The following is a 20,393-nucleotide window of genomic DNA, read 5'->3' on the forward strand; positions in this document are numbered from 1 at the left end:
TTCACTTTCACTTAAAATGGCAGTTTGAAACCAGGCGGAATTGGCAAACCGGCGGTCAGGGCCTGCGTCTTTTCGGCCATGGCCGCTTCCAGCTTGGCCTTGGCATCATTATGCGCGGCAATGATCAGGTCTTCGAGGATCTCGACTTCGTCTTCCTTGGCCAGCGACGGATCGATCTTGACCGACGACAGGGTACCCTTGCCCGAAAGCGTGATCGTCACAAGACCGCCGCCAGACGATGCAGTGACTTCCATATTGGCGATTTCATCCTGCATGGCCTTCATCTTGGCCTGCAATTCCTTCGCCTGTTTCATCATGCCCATCATGTTGCGCATGGTTTTACTCCATCGTCATTTCATCAGTCGTCTTCGCTCGAAAGAGCCATAACATCTGCCACGGCATCAAGATCAATATCTTCATCATCGCCATGATCGGCTCTGGTTATGCGAACATCGGTAATTCTGGCACCCGGAAAGGCCGCAAGTATGGCAGCGACATCCGGATCTGCCCGCGCATCGGTGACAAGATGATCGCGGCGTTCGGCTTCCGCTTCGGCAACCGTCTGGCTGGTCACACCGCGTGCCACCGTCACCACCCAGCGAATGCCGGTCCAGTTGAGCAGATGCTGGGCAATATCGCTTGGCAGCGATTTCGGCGCATCGTCGGTCAGGCCGATTTCCAGCCGCCCCGGCGCGATCGAGGCAAGGCGCACGCAGTTCTTGACCAGAACCTTGAACTGCATATCCCGATGCTTGTCGGCAAGGGCGAGAATATCCTGCAGGCTATTGACCGGAACCTTCGGCTGCGGCGCATTTTCCACCGGCTGCGGGGCTATTGCCTGCATCGGCTGTGCTTCGACAATACGCATGGTCGGTGCGGCATTGCCCGCAACCGGCATCATCGCGGCACCGCCAACGGCATCGGCGCCACCGCGCGCCTGTGGCGCGCCGCCACCTGCGGGCCGGCCATTGCCGGATGGCTGGAGCCGCGTGCCCGTGCCGCCGCCATTTTCAAGCCCGCGCAGCGCTTCATCCAGCGTTGGCAGATCCGCTGCATGGGCAAGCCGGATCAGCAGCATTTCTGCTGCCTGGACAGGGCGCGAGGCAGTATCGACTTCCGCAATGCCTTTCAAAAGCATCTGCCATGTGCGCGACAGAACACGTACCGAAAGCTTTTCGGCAAATTCGCGTCCGCGCACGCGCTCATCTTCCGACAGCGAAACATCATTGGCGATATCCGGCGTAAAGTGCAGGCGCGTTACCAGATGGTTGAATTCGGCAAGATCGGTCAGCACCACCGAAGGATCGGCGCCGGAATCATATTGCGCGCGAAATTCGGTCAGCGCACCGGCAACATCGCCGCGCATCAGCATTTCAAACAGGTCGATGATGCGGGCACGGTCGGCAAGGCCAAGCATGGAGCGCACAGCATCAGCGCTGACATGACCCGCGCCATGGGCAATCGCCTGATCGAAGATCGACAGCGAATCACGCACCGAGCCTTCGCCTGCGCGCGCAATCATGGCCAGCGCACTGTCATCCACCTTGATCTGCTCGGCCTCGGCAATGCGGCGCAGATGTTTGGCCAGGATGCCCGATTCGACACGGCGCAAGTCAAAACGCTGGCAGCGCGACAGAACCGTGATCGGCACCCTGCGGATTTCGGTGGTGGCGAAGATGAATTTTACATGTGGCGGCGGCTCTTCAAGCGTCTTCAGCAAGCCGTTGAAGGCCTGCGTGGAGAGCATGTGCACTTCGTCGATGATATAGACCTTGTAGCGCGCCGAGACCGGGCGGTAACGTACCTGCTCGATGATATCGCGAATATCATCGATACCCGTATGGGAGGCCGCATCCATCTCGATCACATCGACATGGCGGCCTTCCATGATGGCCTGGCAATGCTCGCCCGGCACGGTGAGATCGATGGTCGGCTGGTCTATCGTGTCGGTCTTGTAATTGAGCGCACGCGCCAGAATGCGCGCCGTGGTGGTCTTGCCGACGCCGCGCACGCCAGTCAGCATCCAGGCCTGCGCAATGCGGCCTGTTTCGAACGCGTTTTTCAGCGTCAGGACCATCGGCTCCTGACCAATCAGATCATTGAAATTCTGCGGGCGGTATTTGCGAGCCAGAACCCGATAGGCGCCATCGGCGGATTTGGTGTCCATAGCGACCCTTTCGTGTTCCATTCCCGCTATTTCTCTTTCGCCCAGTTTGGCCCGGACTCTCAGGCCGCGTCAACATGAGACAGCGCCCATCAACAGCCGGCATGTGAATGAGAAAAAGGTGGGAGGCTGGCACGATGACCCGTGCCGGGCTCGTTAGGGCTGCTTCCTTCCGGACCTGACCCGGTTGGCGAGTGGCGCGTCCACCACCAACCTCCCGTCCTGCATATCGTCAATTGGCGCGTAAAAAGCAAGCGCACAACGAAAAAAACTGATAAGAAAATATGCATGGAAAAGTTTGAACTCGATAAACGGCTCGAAGCCGACACATTTCCCGTCGCCAGACTGGGACTTTGCGAACTGCGCCTGATGAATGACCGGCGCTGGACGTGGCTGATTCTGGTTCCCCGCCGCAATGGTCTTGTCGAGTTGCATGACCTCACGCCGCTGGATCAGACCATGCTGACATTTGAAGCCGGCATTGTCGCGCAGGCGCTGAAGGGTATCACCCGTTGCGACAAGATCAATACCGGCGCGCTCGGCAATATTGTACGGCAATTGCATGTCCATGTGATTGCGCGCAAGGAAGGCGATGCCGGCTGGCCCGGCCCGGTCTGGGGCCATGGCACGCGCGAGCCCTATGACGAAAAGGATGTCGAGCCTTTGCTGAACGCCATCCGTTCGGCGCTTTGAATTCCCCTTCCCATCCCTTCAGACTGTCATGCGAGCCTTCATGACCTTTCGCCTTTACGACATGCCGGAAACGGAACCAAGCAGCCTGGTCGGCTTTGCCGGCAACCGCGTCGAGCGGATTTCGGAAAAACGCAACGATGATGCAGCCTTCCTTGCGCTGGAATTGCCGCAGACCCGTGTTCTCATTCTCGGCAACAACAAGGTTCTGGTCGATTACAGCGATGAAACAGCGCCACGCGCGCTTTTCACCCTCAACGAGGCCAAGCGCCACGGCCCGGATCTGATTGAGCCCATCCTGCTTGGCACACAGGATGGCATGCCGCTTGTCGCACTCACAGCCCCGCTTGACCCGGAAAAGATCCATCTGCCGCTCAAGGTTCAGGATTATCGCAGCGTCTACACGGAGGGGCTGCTTTCAGCCGATGTGCTGGGAGCACTTGCACAGGCGGCAGCCTTGACTGCGTGGCACGGAAACCACCGTTTTTGCGGGCGCTGCGGCAGCAGGACGGAAATGCGCGGCGGCGGCGCCAAACGTCAATGCACCAATTGTGAGGCTCAACATTTTCCCCGCACCGACCCTGTGGCCATCATGCTGCCGGTGCGCGGCGACAAATGCATTCTGGCGCGCGGCCCCCATTTTGCGCCCCAGACCTATTCTGCGCTTGCAGGCTTTATTGAACATGGCGAAACCATTGAAGCCGCCGTGCGGCGCGAAAGCCGCGAGGAAATGGGGCTGACGATTGGCCGTGTCGCCTATTATGCCAGCCAGCCCTGGCCGTTCCCCTATTCACTGATGATCGGCTGCCATGCGGAAGTCCTGAACGACGATTTTACCATCGACCGCTCGGAACTTGAGGATGGACGCTGGTTCAGCAGGGACGAAGTCCGCTCAATGCTGAACAACACACATGAAAACGGGCTGCGCGTGCCACCAAAAGGCGCCATCGCAACCCATCTGATCCGTGCCTGGGCAGAAAGCTGAGGCCTGTCATTCTGCCGCCAGAAGGCGCGTGCCGCGCACGTCGCTGCCCCTGTAGACGCCAAGTATGCGCAATTCCTTGGTGAAGAATTCGAGTTCTTCCAATGCCAGACGCACATTGTCATCGTCCGGATGACCTTCAATATCGGCATAGAACTGCGTGGCGATAAAACGGCCGCCGAGCTGATAGCTTTCAAGCTTGGTCATGTTCACGCCATTGGTGGCAAAACCGCCAAGCGCCTTGTAAAGGGCTGCAGGAACGTTGCGCACGCGGAACACAAAGGTCGTGACAATACGCTCGTCCGGATTGCTGCGCACCGCCCACTGCTTCTTCTTGGAAAGGACGACAAAGCGGGTGACATTGTCTTCCGCATCCTCGACATTGTGTTCCAGGATTTCGAGACCGTATAGCTCGGCAGCCAGCAGCGGTGCCAGCGCGGCCATCGAACGGTCCTGCCTATCGGCAACCAGACGCGCAGCACCCGCCGTGTCGCCGGCAATAACCGGCGTCCAGCCATTTTCGCGAATGACCTTGCGGCATTGGCCGAGTGCGTGGACATGGCTGTGCACTGTCCGGATTTCCTCGCGCTTGACGCCCGGAAGCGCCATAAGCTGAAAATGGATTGGCAGGAAATATTCGCCGACAATATGCATGTCGGACAGCGGCAGTAGATAATGAATATCGGCAACGCGACCAGCCAGCGTGTTTTCAATCGGGATCATCGCCAGATCGGCAGCACCGCTTTCAACCGCATTGAACGCATCTTCAAAAGTCGGACACGGCAACGGTTCCATATCGGGAAACATGTTGCGGCAAGCCGTATCGGAATTGGCGCCTGCTTCACCCTGAAAGGAAATCCGGTTGGTCGTCATCTTGCATATACTTTCATGTCTGCCGCCCGTCTGGCGGTTTTTCTACAAACCCTTTGCGACAAGAATGCGGGCACGGTCAAGATCGGCCTGCGTATCAACGCCAAGGGGAACTGCATTGATAATGGCAACATCTATGCGCATGCCATCTTCCAGCGCGCGCAACTGTTCAAGTTTCTCGCGCCGCTCCAGAACGGAGGGCCCAAGCTTGACAAAGCGCTCAAGCGCAGCCCGGCGATAGGCATAAAGCCCGATATGGTGATAAAGTGGGCCTTCGCCATAAGGTGCCGTGGCGCGGGTGAAATAAAGCGCGCGCAGATTGCCATTGGCCAAGGGCGAACCGACAATCTTGACCACATTCGGGTTGGTCTTTTCTTCCTCGACCGTGATTTCAACGCCAAGCGTTGCAATATCGGCCGGTCCATCCTGCAATGGCTGCAGCGCCTTGCGAATGGCGTCTGCATCGATCGTCGGCAGATCGCCCTGCACATTGATGATGACGTCAAAATCGCCCGAAGGATCAACCTTGCCGAGCGCTTCAAAAATACGGTCCGACCCTGATTCGTGATCGGCGCGGGTCATGACGGCCTCATGGCCATGCGCCCAGACGGCTGCAAAGATTTCATCCGAGTCGGTGGCGACCACGGTGCGTCCAAGATTGGCAGCAGCAGCGCGCTCGGCAACATGGACAATCATCGGCTTGCCGCAAATATCGGCCAAAGGCTTGTTTGGCAGACGCGTCGAGCCAAGGCGTGCCGGAATCAGCGTCAGGATTTTCATCATCATTTGCCTTCTTGTTCACCATTCAGGGACGCATTTTGCGCGGATTGCAGCTTTACGCCCGCTTTCATGCTCGCAAAAGTGTCAAAAAGTCACGGGTACAGACTTCCTTATAGGTGTTGCATCGATCCGGCAAAAGACCTAGTTTCCGCCCGAAGCTGGGAGTTACTTCCGGCCTCGCGAGAGGCTGCGTAAATCCAGCTGATACAGGCGTTCTCTGGGGGAGAGCGTTTTGGTAGAGGGAGCGCTGATCAGCGATGAATTCAACCCAAGCTAACAAATTTATTATGGCCCTCCTGGGCACTGTTTTTGTTGTCATGACGACTGGCCTGCTTGCGGATGCCCTGTTTTATTCACCGGCACCTGAAAAGCCAGGTTATGAAATCGTGGTTGCAGAAGGTGGCGCCAGTGGTGATGCAGGTGCTGCGAAGAAAGAGGAAGTCTCGATTGTAACCCTCCTGCAAACGGCTGATCCGGAACGTGGTGCGGCTGTCTTCAAGCTCTGCCAGGCGTGCCATACCAGCGAAAAGGGCGGCGCAAACAAGATTGGTCCGCATCTTTATGATGTCGTCAACCGTCCGGCCGCATCGGTTGCTGATTTCAGCTATTCGGCAGCCATGAAAGAATTCGGCGCTGCTGGCAACACGTGGGATTACGAGAATCTCAACAAGTTCCTCGCTTCGCCCAAGGGTCTGGTCAAGGGAACCGCCATGGGCTTTGCTGGCGTCAAGAAGGACAATGATCGCGCAAGCCTGATTGCCTATCTGCGGTCGCTTTCCGACAATCCAGCTCCGCTGCCAACCGCTGATGCTGCCCCCGCTGACGCACCTGCAGCCGAAGGCGAGGAAAAGCCTGCGGAAGCTGCACCGGCCAATGCCGCTCCGGCTGACGCTGCACCAGCTCCAGCTGAAACCGCTCCGGCCGCACCTGCTGCACCGGAAGGGGAAAAGCCTGCCGAACCGGCTCCGGAAACACAGGAACAGGCCCCCACTCAGGCAAACTAGAACAGTTTCTGGAAAGGCGGTCTCCGGTTTTCCGTCCGGAACCATGAAAAGGCTATATGTCAGAGCAACTGACATCGCTTGAACCGGGCTTCTGGCCCGGTTTTTTATTCTTTCCCGCTCAAACGCATTTTTTCTGAAGTTTGCCTTTCTTCCTTCGCAATATTCCATAAAGTTGACATCAACCAATCCGCAACGGAACGGAGAATGCTGGATGAAGGCTTTATGGGCGGGAGCGCTTGCGGCAACCCTATTTGCAGGCACGATCTTTGGCGCACTGGCTGACACGTCTGAACCGCAATGGCGAACAGCGTCCAGCCTGATTGGCGAACCGAAATATCCGGCAGATTTCAAGCATTACGACCATGTCAATCCGCAGGCACCGAAAGGCGGCACGCTCAATCGTGTCGCTGTCGGCACGTTTGACACGCTCAATCCCTATCTCGTTCAGGGTGTGGCGGCTGCCGGCCTGTCGCAATTTGGCGGCGGTCTGCTTTATGACACGCTGATGGCCGATGCGGTTGACCAAGCCTCGACGCAATATCCGCTGATCGCCGAAGCACTGCAATATCCCGATGATTATTCCTGGGTGAAGTTCAGGCTCAACCCGAATGCCAAATGGCATGACGGCCAGCCGATCACGGTTGAGGACGTGATCTGGTCGTTCAACGTGCTGAAAAAACAGTCGCCCATGTACAACAAATATTTTGGCGATGTCGAAAGTGCGGAAAAAACCGGCGAACACGAGGTCAAGTTCACCTTTGCAAAAGCAGGCAACCGCGAATTGCCCCAGATCATAGGCGGCCTGGTTGTCCTGCCGAAACACTGGTGGGAGGGCAAGGATGCGCAGGGCCGCCAGCGCGACATCTCCCGCCCGACGCTGGAAATCCCGCTTGGCTCATCGGCCTATCGCATTGAAAAGGTCGTGCCGGGACGCTCGATCACCTATGCGCGGGTGGATGATTATTGGGGCAAGGATCTGCCGGTCAATGTCGGGCGCAACAATTTCGACCGCATCCATTACGAATATTACATGAATGAAGACACGGCCTGGGAAGCCTTCAAGAAGGGTGGACATGACGATTATCGTCCGGAAATGCGCATTCAGCGCTGGATGGAGGGCTATGATTTCCCGGCTGTCCAGCGCGGCGATGTGATCAAGAAATCCTTCCCCTACAATGCCGCGGGCCGCATGCAGGCCTATTTCCTCAACACGCGCAAGCCGCAATTGCAGGATGAGAAAGTGCGCAAGGCCCTGACCTATGCGTTTGATTTCGAATCCATGAACCGCCTGCTGTTCTTCAACCAGTATCAGCGAATCAACAGCTATTTCGCCGGCAATGAGCTGGAGCTGAAAGGCCCACCCACCCCGGCAGAAGTTGCAATTCTCGAAACAGTGGAGGATGCGCTGCCAGCCGAGGCGTTGACGCAGGAATTCAGGCTGCCGGTCAATGATACGCCGCAATCCCTGCGCAAAAATCTGCTCACCGCGCTCAAGCTCTTTGCCGAAGCAGGCTGGACATTGAAGGGCAGCAAACTTGTCAACAGCGAGGGCAAGCAGTTCACACTGGAGTTCCTCGGTGATGATCCGACCGATGACCGCATTTTCAGCCCCTTCGTGCAGAATCTGCGCAAGATCGGCATTGATGCGAAAGTGCGCATTGTGGACACGGCGCAATATCAGGCGCGGCTCAATGATTTCGACTTTGATGTCATCAATGGCGTGATTGCCCAGAGCTCCTCCCCCGGCAATGAACAGCGCGACATGTGGGGATCCAAGGCCGCAGATATGAAAGGCAGCCGCAATTATGCCGGCATCAGGAACCCAGCCATCGACAAGCTGATCGAACGCCTCATCTATGCCAAGGATCGTGATGATCTGGTGGCGGCAACCCATGCGCTCGATCGTGCGCTGTTGTGGAACTATTACGTCGTGCCGCAATGGTATTCCGACCATCTCAACGTGGCCTATTGGAACAAGTTTGGCATGCCGGAAACACAGCCGGAATATGCCGGCATTGATCCCTATTCATGGTGGATTGACCCGGAAAAGGAAGCCAAGCTCAAATCAGGCGGTCGCTAAGGAATCAAGACAATGAATGAGTTGCGCGTGAACCGCCGCCATTTTCTGGCGCTTTCCGCAGGCCTGTCTGCAACCTGTCTCCTGCCGGAGGGCGCCTTTGCGGATGTAGCAACCGGCACGCCCCTACACGGGCTTTCGGCCTTTGGCGAACTGAAATATGCGCCGGATTTTACCCATTTCGATTATGTCAACCCGGATGCGCCGAAGGGCGGCACCTTCAGATTTGCCCCTTTCAACTGGATCTGGAACCAGAATACGCAGACCTTCAACACGCTCAACACCTTCACCTTCAAGGGCGATGCGCCGCCGCGCATGGAGCTGACCTATGACAGCCTAATGGTGCCAGCACTTGACGAGCCGGATTCGCTCTATGGCCTGCTTGCCGAAAGCGTTGAACTGTCCAAGGACAAGCAAAGCTGTCTGTTCCGTCTGCGCAAGCAGGCGCGCTTTCACGATGGCGCAGCTGTGACGGCAAGGGATGTGGTCAGCACTTACACGGTTCTGAAACAGAAAGGCCATCCGCTCATCCGCCAAAGTCTGGCGGGCGTTCAAAAGGTGGAAGCGACCAAGAATGGCGATGTGCGCATGCATTTCACGCCAGAGCGCGGCATCTTCGCCATTCTCGCAGCCCTCACCCTGCCTATCCTTTCAGCCAGATGGCTGGAAGAACAGGATTTTGAGGCCGCAACCATGGAACCGGTGCCAGGGTCTGGCCCCTATCGCGTTGGCAAATTTGCCGCCGGCCAGTTCATTGAATATGAGCGCGTTGCAGATTACTGGGCAAAAGACCTGCCAGTGCAGCGTGGCGCCAACAATTTTGACATCATCCGCATCGAGTTTTACCGCGACCGCCAGCCGGAATTTGAGGCCTTCAAGAAGGGCGACATTGATTTTCGCGCCGAAAGCGTCGCGAAAAACTGGGCAACCGCCTATGACTTCCCGGCCGTCGCGGAAAAGAATATCATCAAGCGCACTTTCCCGAAGGAAAAACGCCCTCTGATGCAGGCATGGGCGCTGAACCAGCGCCGCGAGCGCTTTCGTGATCCGCGTGTACGGGAAGCGATCGCGCTCTGTTTCGACTTTGAATGGACCAATGCCAATCTGTTCTACAATGCCTATGAGCGGATCAACTCCTGCTTTGCCGGTTCTGATTTCGAGGCCAAGGGTTTGCCGACGCCGGACGAACTGACCGTGCTACAACGCTATCGCGGCAGGCTGCCGGATGCGGTTTTTGACCAGCCGGTGATGATGCCGGTATCCGATGGCAGCGGCCGCGACCGTACCCAGTTTTCGCGCGCGATCGAGCTGTTGCAGCAGGCAGGCCTTGAGCGCAAAAACGGGCATTTCCATCTTGCCGATGGTTCGCGCTTTACGCTGGAGCTTTTGAGCAATTCCGACAGTTTCACCCGCATCTATAATCCCTTCGTGCAGAAGATGCGGGCAATCGGCATTGATGCCAGCCTGCGACTGATTGATCCAAGCCAGTATCAGGCGCGGCTGCGTGACTTTGATTTCGACATGGTGGGCATGGCGGTTCAGTTCAACGCCACGCCGACCGAAGAATCGCTTGGCAGCATGTTCGGCTCAGCTTCAGCCAATATGCCGGGCAGCTATAATCTTCCCGGCACAGCCGACCCGCTGATCGACGAACTCATTGCCGATATCGGCAAGGCCACAAGCCGCTCCGACTATGTCGCCACCATGCGCGTGCTTGACCGGTACTTGCGTATCCGTCGCGACTGGCTTCCAAATTGGAGATCAGCGAATCACCTTGTGGCTTACTGGGACCGTTTCGGTTTCAGGGAGCCAAAGCCGGATTACGGCTTCTCGGTTGAGACGTTGTGGTGGATCGACGAGAACAGGGCGCAAGCGATTGGCAAATCATAAGCGAATGAAGAGCTTCATGGCAAAGACAGGACGGGATTGATGGGCGCATATATTCTTCGCCGTCTGCTTTTGATGATTCCGACCATCTTCGGCATCATGGCAATTTCCTTCGCGATTGTGCAGTTTGCGCCGGGCGGACCTGTGGAGCGGGTGATTGCCCAGCTTTCCGGTCAGGGCGGCGATGCGCTCGACCGCATTTCCGGCGGCAGCAACGATTTTGGCCAGAGCAGTCTCGACAGCGGCTCGATCAATTCCAAATATCGCGGCGCACAGGGGCTTGATCCGCAATTCATTGCCGAGCTTGAAAAACAGTTCGGCTTCGACAAGCCGCCGCTTGAGCGTTTCGTCAACATGCTGTGGGATTATCTGCGCTTTGATTTTGGCCGCAGCTATTTTCGCGACATCAGCGTGATCGAACTGATCAAGGAAAAAATGCCGGTTTCGATCTCGCTCGGTCTGTGGATGACCTTCCTGTCCTACATGATCTCGATCCCGCTTGGCATCCACAAGGCGATCAGAGACGGCTCACGCTTCGACACCTGGACGTCTGCCGTCATCATCATCGGCTATGCGATCCCAAGTTTCCTGTTTGCCATCATGCTGGTGGTGCTGTTTGCCGGCGGGTCGTTCTTCGACTGGTTCCCGCTGCGCGGCCTGACCTCGCCCGATTTTGACCAGTTGTCCCTCTGGGGCAAGATCAAGGACTATCTCTGGCACATGACGCTGCCGATTACCGCCATGGTTCTGTCGTCCTTTGCCACGACGACGCTTCTCACCAAGAACTCGTTTCTGGAAGAAATCCGCAAGCAATATGTCACGACCGCGCGCGCCAAGGGGCTGACTGAAAATCAGATTCTCTATGGCCATGTCTTCCGCAATGCGATGCTGATCGTCATTGCCGGTTTTCCGGGCGCGTTCATCTCGGCCTTTTTCACCGGTTCTTTCCTGATCGAAACCATCTTCTCGCTCGATGGGCTGGGCCTGCTTGGCTATCAGTCGATCATCAATCGCGACTATCCGGTGGTCTTTGCCAATCTCTATATCATGTCGCTGCTAGGGCTCATCATCGCGCTTCTGTCAGATCTCACCTATACGTGGATTGATCCACGCATCGACTTCGAGCGGAGGGATGTGTGATGACAGACACCACATTCGCGCCCCCGGCAAAGCCGGTGAGACGACCATTCCTCTCGCCACTCAACCGCCGTCGCTGGCAGAATTTCAAGGCCAACAGACGCGGTTACTGGTCGCTGTGGATCTTCCTGTTTCTGCTTGTGACAGCGCTGTTTTCCGAATTCATCGCCAATGACAAGCCGATCCTCGTCTCCTACAAGGGCGAGCTGTTGATGCCGGTCTTTGTCGATTATCCGGAAGAAAAATTCGGCGGCTTTTATGCCGTGACCGATTATCGGGATCCGGTCATCCAGGAAGAGATCGAGAAGAATGGCTGGGCGATCTGGCCGCCAATTCGTTATTCCTACAATACGGTCAACAATGAAATACCGGAGGCGGCGCCATCAAAACCCTTCTGGCTCTACAGTCCAGAAGTGCGCTGTCAGCGTTATCCGCTCGGCGTGAATGATCCAAATTGCCGCTTTGGCAATTTCAATCTGCTTGGTACCGACGATCAGGCGCGCGATGTCTTTGCCCGCGCGCTCTATGGCTTCCGCATTTCGGTGCTGTTTGGTCTGATCCTGACGCTGTTTTCCGCTGTGATCGGCATTACGGCTGGCGCCATTCAGGGCTATTTTGGCGGCTGGATTGATCTCCTGTTCCAGCGCTTCATCGAAATCTGGTCGTCGATCCCGCTTCTCTATCTGCTGCTCATCATCGCAGCCATTCTGCCGCCCGGCTTCTGGGTGCTGCTTGGCATCATGCTTCTGTTCTCATGGGTATCATTTGTCGGCGTGGTGCGTGCGGAATTTTTGCGTGCGCGCAATTTTGAATATGTGAATGCCGCCCGCGCCCTTGGCGTGAAGAACAGCACCATCATGTGGCGGCATCTTTTACCCAATGCCATGGTCGCAACGCTGACCTTCCTGCCATTCATCCTCAATGGCTCGATCACGACATTGACCGCGCTCGATTTCCTAGGCTTTGGCCTGCCGCCCGGTTCACCGTCGCTGGGCGAGCTGATGGCGCAGGGCAAGAACAATCTGCAGGCACCATGGCTTGGCATCACAGGCTTTGTGGTCATTTCCGTCATGCTGTCGCTGTTGATCTTCATTGGCGAGGCAACACGTGACGCGTTCGATCCGCGAAAGGCATTTCAATGAGTGACGGGTCGATGAACAAACCGCTGCTTTCCGTCCGTGATCTTTCCGTCGCCTTCCGCCAGAATGGCGAGGAGCGCATTTCGGTCGATCATGTCTCCTTCGATATTGCCGAAGGCGAAACGGTTGCGCTTGTCGGCGAATCCGGCTCGGGCAAGTCTGTTTCGGCGCTTTCCGTGCTCAAGCTTCTGCCCTATCCGGCGGCAAGCCACCCATCTGGCGAAATCCTGTTTGAGGGCCGCGATCTGATGCGCGCCTCAGAACCGGAACTGCGCAAAGTGCGCGGCAATGACATTGCCATGATCTTTCAGGAACCGATGACCTCGCTCAATCCCCTTCATACGGTCGAGCAGCAGATCGGTGAAATCCTGCGCGTGCATCAGGGCATGAGCGGCGAGGCAGCACGCAAACGCACGCTGGAACTCATGCATGAAGTACGCATCCGCGACCCGGAAAAGCGGCTCAACGCCTTCCCGCATCAATTGTCCGGTGGCCAGCGCCAACGTGTGATGATCGCCATGGCGCTCGCCAACAAGCCAAAACTTTTGATTGCCGATGAGCCGACCACAGCGCTTGACGTGACGGTGCAGGCACAGATTCTGAAACTTCTGGCAGAGCTCAAGACCGAACAGCGCATGTCGATGCTGTTCATCACCCATGACCTCGGCATCGTGCGCAAGATCGCCGACAAGGTCTGCGTGATGAACAAGGGCAGGATTGTCGAAGCTGGCCCGACACGCGAGATTTTTGAAAACCCGCAAAATCCATACACAAAACATCTTCTTGCCGCCGAGCCAAAGGGCGAGCCACCTGCGGCTGATCTCAGCGCTCCCACGGTGATGGAGGGCCGTGATATCCGCGTCTGGTTCCCGATCAAGAAGGGGCTGATGCGCAAGACGGTCGATCATGTGAAGGCGGTGGATGGCATCAATGTCACGCTTCGCGCCGGACAGACGCTTGGCGTGGTCGGCGAATCGGGTTCGGGCAAGACAACGCTGGGATTGGCGCTTGCGCGCATGATTGCCTCGAAAGGCGAGATCCGCTTCGATGGTCGCGATATTGCCAAATACAGTTTTGCGCAAATGCGCCCGTTGCGACGCGAGCTGCAGATCGTGTTTCAGGATCCGTTCGGCTCGCTCAGCCCGCGCATGAGCATTGCCGATATCATCACCGAAGGGCTTTGGGTGCATGAGCCTAAGCTTACAGCCGATGAGCGCGACCAGCGCGTGGTGGAGGCACTGAAAGACGTCAATCTCGATCCGGAAACACGCTTCCGCTATCCGCATGAATTTTCCGGCGGCCAGCGCCAGCGTATCGCCATTGCACGCGCCATGGTGCTCAATCCCAAATTCGTCATGCTGGATGAGCCAACCTCGGCACTCGACATGAGCGTGCAGGCGCAGGTTGTCGATCTGCTGCGGGCCTTACAGAAAAAGCACAATCTCGCCTATCTTTTCATCAGCCATGATCTGAAGGTGGTGCGCGCATTGGCCAATGATGTTCTGGTGATGCGCAACGGTGAGGCGGTCGAATATGGGCCAGCCAAAGAGGTTTTCGCCAATCCAAAGACCGAATATACCAAGGCCTTGATGGCAGCGGCTTTCCGTATGGAAGCTGTCGAGGGAGACATAAAACAATGACGACAAAATACGGCAAGATCTTTCTGGCCACGACCGACTGGGATCCCGCGATCTGGCTCGACGTGTTTCGGGAAAAGGCACCGGAGCGCGTCGTTGTCACTGAGCGCGAAGGCCATGAAGACAAGATTGAATATGCGCTGGTGTGGAAACAGAAGCCCGGCTCGCTTGCCAATCTGCCCAATCTGAAGGTCATTTTCTCGCTTGGCGCCGGCGTTGACCATGTCTTCCGCGACAACCAGATCCCGGATGTGCCGCTGGTGCGCATCATTTCCGACGATCTCACCCAGCGCATGACGGAATATGTCGCCTGGCAGGTGCTGGATCACCATCGCCTTGGCGCGCTTTATCGCAAGCAGCAGCGCGCGCATGTCTGGCACGAAGATCCCCGCCAGCCGGCCGCAAGCGATGTGACGGTCGGCATTATGGGGCTTGGCGTTCTGGGGCGCGATGCGGCCGAAAAACTGAAAATACTCGGCTTCAACGTGACCGGCTGGAGCCGCCGGCCGCATGAGATTGACGGTGTCCGCACCTATCATGGCACGCAAGGCTTTGCGGATTTTCTCAAGACGCCCGATATTATCGTCTGCCTTCTGCCGCTGACGCCCGATACGAAGGGCATTCTGTCCATGGCGATGTTCACCCAGCTCAAGTCGGACGGGCCGCTTGGCGCGCCCATCCTGATCAATGCCGGTCGCGGCGGCCTGCAGAATGAGGCCGATATTCTGGCTGCCCTTGATCGCGGGCTGTTGTCCGCCGTCTCGCTCGACGTGTTCAATCAGGAGCCACTACCTGCTGACAGTCCGTTCTGGGATCACCCGAAGGTGACCATTACCCCGCATGCAGCCGCAAGCTCGTCTGCCAAGGCGCTGGTGCCGCAGATCATCCAGCAGATGGAAGATTATGAGCGCGACGGCACCTTGCGCAATCTGGTCGACAAGGCCATGCAATATTAAGGATCAAAGCCAGAATACTTCCACGAAGCCCGCCCGTCAGGCGGGCTTTTTTGCCCGATAGCGAACGGTATCAAACCGCGCTGACAGCGCATTGTAGAGCAGCAAGCGCCCGACCAGGGGTTCGCCAATGCCGGTGATCAGCTTGATCGCCTCCATCGCCTGCAAACTGCCGATCACGCCGGGCAGAACGCCCAGAACCCCGGCTTCAGCACAGGTCGGCACGGCCTCAGGCGGCGGTGGCGCAGGAAAGAGATCGCGGTAAGACGGATTGGGGGTGCCATCCGCGCCATTTTCATATGGCATCAGCACGGTCAGCGTGCCATCAAACCGGCCAATCGCCCCGCTGATCAGCGGACGGCGTACCAAGGCTGCCGCATCTGCCAGAACATAGCGCGTGGCGAAATTGTCCGTGCAATCAATGACCAGATCATACCCGGCAATGAGATCAGCCGCATTGCCGGCATCAAGGCGCAATGGATGCGTCTCGACCCTGACATGCGGGTTGATGCGTTCGATGGCGGTACGCGCACTTTCCACCTTTTCCAGCCCGACATTGGCTGTGTCATGGATGACCTGACGCTGGAGATTGGACAGTGAAACCCTATCATCATCGACAATGCCAAGGGTTCCAGTTCCGGCTGCGGCCAGATAATGCAGCACCGGCGCGCCAAGCCCGCCTGCACCGACAACAAGAACACGCGCAGCCTTCAGCTTCTGCTGCCCCGGCCCGCCGATTTCCGGCAGGATGATGTGGCGCGCATAGCGTTCAAGTTCTTCATCGGTCAAGAGGGCTGCAGTGGTCATGTATTGAACCATAGAGCAAGTCTCCCAAAAGTGGAAACCGGTTTTGGGCGAAAGACATGTTATGAGCCGGCAAGGCCGGTCTGCCCGCACCTATTTCCGCTGCAATTCGCCATTCGACACGGTGAAGAATTGCGCGTCACCGCCAAGCGCTTCAAACAGCGCGCGATCCGTGCCGGTCATGAAGGCCTGACCGCCCAGATCGTCCAGAATGCCAAACAAGGCAGCGCGCCTGCCAGGATCAAGATGGGCAGCGATTTCATCGAGTAGAAGGATCGGCGCCATGCCGGACAGCTCGCCCGTCAGCCGCGCATGGGCAAGCACCAGCCCGATCAGCAGCGCTTTCTGCTCACCGGTCGAACACAGCGCGGCAGGCATGGCTTTCGGGCGATGCTGTACGACGAAATCGGTGCGATGCGGCCCATCGAGCGTACGCCCTGCCGCACGATCACGCGTACGGCCATCGCGCAGGCTGCGGCGGAAATCCTCTTCAAGGTCAAGTGCGGCCTCAACGCCGATTCGCTGTTCCAGCGGGCCTTCGAGAAAACAATCTGCCTTGGGAAATGGGCCATCGTCTGGAAGGCGCTCAATCATTGCAGCAATCAGCCGCATCGCCTCGGCGCGTGCGGCAGCAATGGCAATACCAAGCTCGGCCATCTGGCTTTCAATCGCATCGAGCCAGCCTTTGTCGCTGCTTTCCTCAGCCAGAAGGCGGTTGCGGCTGCGCATGGCCTTTTCATAATCGGCAACGCGCTTGCCATGCGCCGTGTCGATGGCAAGCACCATGCGGTCAAGAAAACGGCGCCGGTCGGAGGCGCCACCGGTAAACAGCCCGTCCATCGACGGGACGACCCAGAGAATGCGGGTATAATCAAGCAGCGCCTCGCCAGAGGCAGCATTGCCATTGATGCGCACCTTGCGGCCGCCCTCGCCGCCGCCAGCCGTTCCCGTGCCGATTTCCGCTTCACCATAGAGCATGCAGTCCAGCGTAGCATGAATGGCAAAGCCATCCGGGGCGGAGACGCGGGCAACATCATCATAGGAGGCGCGGCGAAGTCCCCTGCCCGGCGAAAGGAAGGAAACCGCTTCAATCAGATTGGTCTTGCCGGAACCGTTTTCGCCAGTCAGCACAACATGACCTGGCCCCAGCGCCAGGTTGAGCGACGCATAATTGCGAAAATCAGAAAGTTTAAGCCGCCGGATCGACACGCGTTCGGGGCGGCTTTCATGATTGCTTGTGTCCACGACCGACATCTTTGCCAGAATTGGGCTTTTGGCCTTTTCAGGCCAGAGCCGGTTAGACGCGCATCGGCATCAGGACATAGAGCACATCTTCATCGCCCGTATCGCGCACCAGCGTTGGCGAACCGGCATCAGCCAGCATGAAGACAGCATCCGAGCCAGACAGCTGGCTGGTAATGTCGAGCAGATATTTCGAATTGAAGCCGATATCGAGCGGATCAGCGTCATAATCAGCGGCAATCTCGTCAACGGCGCTGCCCGAATCCGGATTGTTGACGGTGAGGGTCAGATGACCATCGGCAATCGACAGTTTCACCGCACGGCCGCGTTCGCTGGAAATCGTCGACACACGGTCAACGGCTGCGGCAAAATCCTGCCGGTTGATGATCAGCTTCTTGTCATTGTTTGACGGGATGACGCGCTGATAATCCGGGAAGGTACCGTCGATCAACTTGGAGGTCAGAACCACCGAGCCAACGGTGAAACGGATCTTGGCATCCGACAATTCGACCGTAACGACGGCTTCCGGCACATCGACCAGCTTCTGCAGTTCTGCAACCGTCTTGCGCGGAATGATGATGCCCGGCATGCCTTCCGCACCCGATGGCGCTTCCAGTTCGGCGCGCGCCAGACGGTGGCCATCCGTTGCCACCGCACGCAGCTTGAGCGCGCCATCGCTTTCGATCGCATGGAAGAAAATACCATTCAGATAATAGCGTGTTTCTTCCGTCGAGATGGCAAATTGCGTGCGATCGATCAGGCGCTTGAGGGCTGCCGCATCAATGCGGAACGTATGGGTGAAGGATCCGGCCGTCAATTCCGGGAAATCCGACTGCGGCAGGCACTGGAGACGGAAGGACGACTTGCCGGAAATGACTGACATCGAACCGCCATCCGGATTGGTTGACAGCATGACTTCCGCGCCATCCGGCAGCTTGCGCACAATATCATACAGCAGATGCGCCGGAACCGTGGTAGCACCCGCCTGTTCGACCATGGCCGCCGTGGCTTCATTGACTTCCAGGTCGAGGTCGGTTGCTTTCAGCGCCAGCGTATCGCCTTCGGCCTTTAGGAGCACGTTGGACAGGATCGGTATCGTGTTACGCCGCTCGACAACACGATGGACGTGGTTGAGAGATTTAAGAAGGTTCGATCGCTCTATTGTAACACGCATCTTGATACGCACTCGCTCACTTGGACAGGGCGACTGCATCAGACAGGCAGACCGTCCCTTGTCGATAAGGCGCCTTTGCGCCAGAAGGTCTGATAAAGTGGCAGATTTTTAACGCGAAATGCAAGCCCGGCCCATGCCGCAAAACGACCGGGCCAGCGCTTTTTTTGCAATATCCACTGATCAGGCAGCCTGATCGTTGATCAGACGCTTCAGAAGCTCCAGCTCCTGTGCGAGCTTGCTGTCGGCACCGACCAGATCCTCGATCTTGCGCACGGCATGCAGAACCGTCGTGTGATCGCGGCCACCAAAGCGACGGCCGATTTCCGGCAGCGAACGCGGGGTCATCATCTTGGCCAGATACATCGCAACCTGGCGCGGCTTGACGATGGTGCGGGTGCGGCGATTCGACAGCAGATCCTGCTTCGACACATTGTAATGGCGGGCGACAATGCGCTGGATTTCCTCGATGCGGATGCGCTTTGGCTCACCGGTGCGGGTGAGATGACCAAGCAGCTCGTCCACACGTTCAATCGTCAGATTCGGCTCGAAGGACTGACGGAACAGAAGCTGATTGAAGGCGCCTTCCAGTTCACGGCCAGAGCCGGTAACGGTGCGTGCGACATGGGCAAGGATTTCCTCGCCGATTTCAAGGCTGCTGTCTTCCGCCTGAGCGGCTGCAAGACGACGACGCAGCATTTCAAGTCGCATTTCATAATCCGGCGCGCCAACTTCCAAGGCTACACCACCCTGCAGACGCGAACGCACGCGCACATCAAGCGATTCCAGTTCTGACGGCGGACGGTCAGCGGCAACCACGACCTGCTTGGCGCTGTCGAGCAGCGTGTTCAGCAGATGGCAGAATTCATGCTGGATCGATTTGCCCTGCAGGAACTGCATGTCGTCAATGACCAGAAGGTCAATGTCACGCAGCTGTTCCTTGAAGGACAACGCATTGTTGTCGCGGATGGCGGTTGCAAAGCGCCACATGAAATATTCAGCCGTCAGATAGACCACACGGGGCTTGTCCTGGCGCTGCAGGGCAGCCGCAGCAATCGCCTGCAGAAGATGGGTCTTGCCCAGGCCGACAGAGGCATGAATGAACAGTGGGTTGAAACGCACGGCACTGGAGCCGGCTTCCGCAATGGTGCGCGCGGCAGCAAGCGCCACACGATTCGATGCACCATCGACAAAGGTTTCAAACGTATAGCGCGGATCAAGCGGCGACCCCAGAACACCGCCAGCCGCAGCAGCCGATTCTGCGACAACAGCCGAGCCGCGCTTTTCGCTTGCCGTCTGACTGGTCGGGAAGACCATCTTTTCACGCGGAGCGGCTTGTACCGGCTTGGCTTCAACTGTTTCAGGAGCCTCAACCTGCGGCGCAGAGCGCACGACACGGCTTACACCACGCACAACCACTTCCACTTTCAGGATCTGGTCGTTTTCTTCCTTCCAGAGTTCCGCCAGCAGTTCCGAATAATGATTATTGATCCACGAACGCAGGAATGCGGTCGGAACCGAAAGGCGTACAACGCTCTTGGAGATTTCATCCAGCTTCAGACGGCCAAACCAGCTTGAATAGATCTCACTGCCCACACGGGCTTTCAGCTTGGCGGTCAGGCGTTCAAATGCTGCCTCACCGGCCAGCCTGTCTGCATCCATAAGGCCCGCCTGGCCTTCAGCAGCCGAAGATCCGTGGATACGGTCCGCATGCGTATCATTACCCATCGATGCCGTCATCTTGCCACTCATCATTACCATCGCTTCGCCTGCCTTCATATTGTTCTTGCACGCCATTCCCGGCGCTTGTCATTCATTCCTGAACGGAAGTCCCTTCGATCTTCCGCTGCGTCATC

17 protein-coding genes and 1 other RNA gene are annotated in these 20,393 nt (G+C 57.4%); 9 read left to right on the forward strand and 9 right to left on the reverse strand.

What is annotated here, in order from left to right:
• Positions 1-11: 11 nt before the first annotated feature.
• The 3 genes from ACFO1V_RS14495 to ffs form a co-directional block, all read right to left on the reverse strand.
• Entirely contained in the window at positions 12-335 is a 324-nt protein-coding gene (locus tag ACFO1V_RS14495; protein ID WP_374830921.1) for a YbaB/EbfC family nucleoid-associated protein, read from the reverse strand.
• A 23-nt stretch (positions 336-358) separates the two neighbouring features.
• On the reverse strand, positions 359-2,167 hold the full coding sequence (locus ACFO1V_RS14500; protein ID WP_374830919.1) for a DNA polymerase III subunit gamma/tau: 1,809 nt from the start codon (positions 2,165-2,167) through the stop codon (positions 359-361).
• 118 nt (positions 2,168-2,285) lie between these two features.
• Positions 2,286-2,382: signal recognition particle sRNA small type (gene ffs / locus ACFO1V_RS14505), an RNA gene on the reverse strand.
• Positions 2,383-2,452: 70 nt separating this feature from the next.
• Between ffs and ACFO1V_RS14510 the strand changes: the two genes are divergently transcribed.
• Together ACFO1V_RS14510 and nudC are read left to right on the forward strand one after the other, a co-directional pair.
• Entirely contained in the window at positions 2,453-2,857 is a 405-nt protein-coding gene (locus tag ACFO1V_RS14510) for an HIT domain-containing protein (RefSeq protein WP_374830917.1), read from the forward strand.
• Between the two features lie 40 nt (positions 2,858-2,897).
• Positions 2,898-3,839, forward strand: a complete 942-nt coding sequence (nudC, locus tag ACFO1V_RS14515) for an NAD(+) diphosphatase (RefSeq protein ID WP_374830915.1) — start codon at positions 2,898-2,900, stop codon at positions 3,837-3,839.
• Positions 3,840-3,845: 6 nt separating this feature from the next.
• Here nudC and ACFO1V_RS14520 read toward each other — a convergent pair whose 3' ends face one another.
• Together ACFO1V_RS14520 and ACFO1V_RS14525 are read right to left on the reverse strand one after the other, a co-directional pair.
• Complete coding sequence (locus tag ACFO1V_RS14520; protein ID WP_374830913.1) at positions 3,846-4,709, reverse strand: prephenate dehydratase; 864 nt, start codon at positions 4,707-4,709, stop codon at positions 3,846-3,848.
• Between the two features lie 42 nt (positions 4,710-4,751).
• Complete coding sequence (locus ACFO1V_RS14525; RefSeq protein WP_374831042.1) at positions 4,752-5,486, reverse strand: 3-deoxy-manno-octulosonate cytidylyltransferase; 735 nt, start codon at positions 5,484-5,486, stop codon at positions 4,752-4,754.
• Positions 5,487-5,743: 257 nt separating this feature from the next.
• Here ACFO1V_RS14525 and ACFO1V_RS14530 point away from each other — a divergent pair, with 257 nt between their 5' ends.
• From ACFO1V_RS14530 to ACFO1V_RS14560, 7 genes are all read left to right on the forward strand, one after another.
• On the forward strand, positions 5,744-6,490 hold the full coding sequence (locus ACFO1V_RS14530) for a c-type cytochrome (protein ID WP_374830911.1): 747 nt from the start codon (positions 5,744-5,746) through the stop codon (positions 6,488-6,490).
• Between the two features lie 211 nt (positions 6,491-6,701).
• Positions 6,702-8,570: an extracellular solute-binding protein gene (locus ACFO1V_RS14535; protein WP_374830909.1), complete on the forward strand. Its 1,869-nt coding sequence runs from the start codon at positions 6,702-6,704 to the stop codon at positions 8,568-8,570.
• A 12-nt stretch (positions 8,571-8,582) separates the two neighbouring features.
• Positions 8,583-10,457, forward strand: a complete 1,875-nt coding sequence (locus ACFO1V_RS14540; protein WP_374830907.1) for an extracellular solute-binding protein — start codon at positions 8,583-8,585, stop codon at positions 10,455-10,457.
• 39 nt (positions 10,458-10,496) lie between these two features.
• Positions 10,497-11,594, forward strand: a complete 1,098-nt coding sequence (locus ACFO1V_RS14545) for a microcin C ABC transporter permease YejB (protein ID WP_374830905.1) — start codon at positions 10,497-10,499, stop codon at positions 11,592-11,594.
• Positions 11,594-12,733 carry an ABC transporter permease gene (locus ACFO1V_RS14550; protein WP_374830903.1) on the forward strand — a complete coding sequence of 380 codons (1,140 nt, stop codon included), beginning with the start codon at positions 11,594-11,596 and terminating at the stop codon, positions 12,731-12,733. The genes ACFO1V_RS14545 and ACFO1V_RS14550 overlap by 1 nt, the downstream gene beginning before the upstream one ends.
• A gap of 11 nt (positions 12,734-12,744) precedes the next feature.
• Positions 12,745-14,370 carry an ABC transporter ATP-binding protein gene (locus ACFO1V_RS14555; protein ID WP_374831040.1) on the forward strand — a complete coding sequence of 542 codons (1,626 nt, stop codon included), beginning with the start codon at positions 12,745-12,747 and terminating at the stop codon, positions 14,368-14,370.
• On the forward strand, positions 14,367-15,323 hold the full coding sequence (locus ACFO1V_RS14560) for a 2-hydroxyacid dehydrogenase (RefSeq protein ID WP_374830901.1): 957 nt from the start codon (positions 14,367-14,369) through the stop codon (positions 15,321-15,323). Before ACFO1V_RS14555 ends, ACFO1V_RS14560 begins: the two co-directional genes overlap by 4 nt.
• Positions 15,324-15,359: 36 nt before the next feature.
• Here ACFO1V_RS14560 and ACFO1V_RS14565 read toward each other — a convergent pair whose 3' ends face one another.
• The 4 genes from ACFO1V_RS14565 to dnaA all read right to left on the reverse strand — a co-directional run bounded on the left by ACFO1V_RS14565 (position 15,360) and on the right by dnaA (position 20,334).
• Positions 15,360-16,127 (reverse strand): molybdopterin-synthase adenylyltransferase MoeB, encoded by a 768-nt coding sequence (locus tag ACFO1V_RS14565; RefSeq protein WP_374830899.1) that lies wholly within the window; start codon positions 16,125-16,127, stop codon positions 15,360-15,362.
• A gap of 90 nt (positions 16,128-16,217) precedes the next feature.
• A complete protein-coding gene (gene recF, locus ACFO1V_RS14570; RefSeq protein WP_374830897.1) occupies positions 16,218-17,378 on the reverse strand; it encodes a DNA replication/repair protein RecF in 1,161 nt (386 codons plus the stop codon).
• Between the two features lie 43 nt (positions 17,379-17,421).
• On the reverse strand, positions 17,422-18,540 hold the full coding sequence (dnaN, locus tag ACFO1V_RS14575; protein ID WP_374831038.1) for a DNA polymerase III subunit beta: 1,119 nt from the start codon (positions 18,538-18,540) through the stop codon (positions 17,422-17,424).
• 180 nt (positions 18,541-18,720) lie between these two features.
• The gene (dnaA, locus tag ACFO1V_RS14580; protein WP_374830895.1) at positions 18,721-20,334 is read right to left on the reverse strand and encodes a chromosomal replication initiator protein DnaA; all 1,614 of its coding nucleotides are present in this window, start codon (positions 20,332-20,334) and stop codon (positions 18,721-18,723) included.
• Positions 20,335-20,393 lie beyond the last annotated feature (59 nt).

It is taken from the genome of Daeguia caeni, assembly GCF_042653845.1.
Lineage (GTDB): Bacteria > Pseudomonadota > Alphaproteobacteria > Rhizobiales > Rhizobiaceae > Brucella > Brucella caeni.

Bases quoted from the DNA above. Each gene is read 5' to 3' on its own strand.
- ACFO1V_RS14495 (WP_374830921.1), bottom strand. From the start codon at position 335: ATGCGCAACATGATGGGCATGATGAAACAGGCGAAGGAATTGCAGGCC.
- ACFO1V_RS14500 (WP_374830919.1), bottom strand. From the start codon at position 2,167: ATGGACACCAAATCCGCCGATGGCGCCTATCGGGTTCTGGCTCGCAAA.
- ACFO1V_RS14510 (WP_374830917.1), top strand. From the start codon at position 2,453: ATGGAAAAGTTTGAACTCGATAAACGGCTCGAAGCCGACACATTTCCC.
- nudC (WP_374830915.1), top strand. From the start codon at position 2,898: ATGACCTTTCGCCTTTACGACATGCCGGAAACGGAACCAAGCAGCCTG.
- ACFO1V_RS14520 (WP_374830913.1), bottom strand. From the start codon at position 4,709: ATGACGACCAACCGGATTTCCTTTCAGGGTGAAGCAGGCGCCAATTCC.
- ACFO1V_RS14525 (WP_374831042.1), bottom strand. From the start codon at position 5,486: ATGAAAATCCTGACGCTGATTCCGGCACGCCTTGGCTCGACGCGTCTG.
- ACFO1V_RS14530 (WP_374830911.1), top strand. From the start codon at position 5,744: ATGAATTCAACCCAAGCTAACAAATTTATTATGGCCCTCCTGGGCACT.
- ACFO1V_RS14535 (WP_374830909.1), top strand. From the start codon at position 6,702: ATGAAGGCTTTATGGGCGGGAGCGCTTGCGGCAACCCTATTTGCAGGC.
- ACFO1V_RS14540 (WP_374830907.1), top strand. From the start codon at position 8,583: ATGAATGAGTTGCGCGTGAACCGCCGCCATTTTCTGGCGCTTTCCGCA.
- ACFO1V_RS14545 (WP_374830905.1), top strand. From the start codon at position 10,497: ATGGGCGCATATATTCTTCGCCGTCTGCTTTTGATGATTCCGACCATC.
- ACFO1V_RS14550 (WP_374830903.1), top strand. From the start codon at position 11,594: ATGACAGACACCACATTCGCGCCCCCGGCAAAGCCGGTGAGACGACCA.
- ACFO1V_RS14555 (WP_374831040.1), top strand. From the start codon at position 12,745: ATGAACAAACCGCTGCTTTCCGTCCGTGATCTTTCCGTCGCCTTCCGC.
- ACFO1V_RS14560 (WP_374830901.1), top strand. From the start codon at position 14,367: ATGACGACAAAATACGGCAAGATCTTTCTGGCCACGACCGACTGGGAT.
- ACFO1V_RS14565 (WP_374830899.1), bottom strand. From the start codon at position 16,127: ATGACCACTGCAGCCCTCTTGACCGATGAAGAACTTGAACGCTATGCG.
- recF (WP_374830897.1), bottom strand. From the start codon at position 17,378: ATGTCGGTCGTGGACACAAGCAATCATGAAAGCCGCCCCGAACGCGTG.
- dnaN (WP_374831038.1), bottom strand. From the start codon at position 18,540: ATGCGTGTTACAATAGAGCGATCGAACCTTCTTAAATCTCTCAACCAC.
- dnaA (WP_374830895.1), bottom strand. From the start codon at position 20,334: ATGGCGTGCAAGAACAATATGAAGGCAGGCGAAGCGATGGTAATGATG.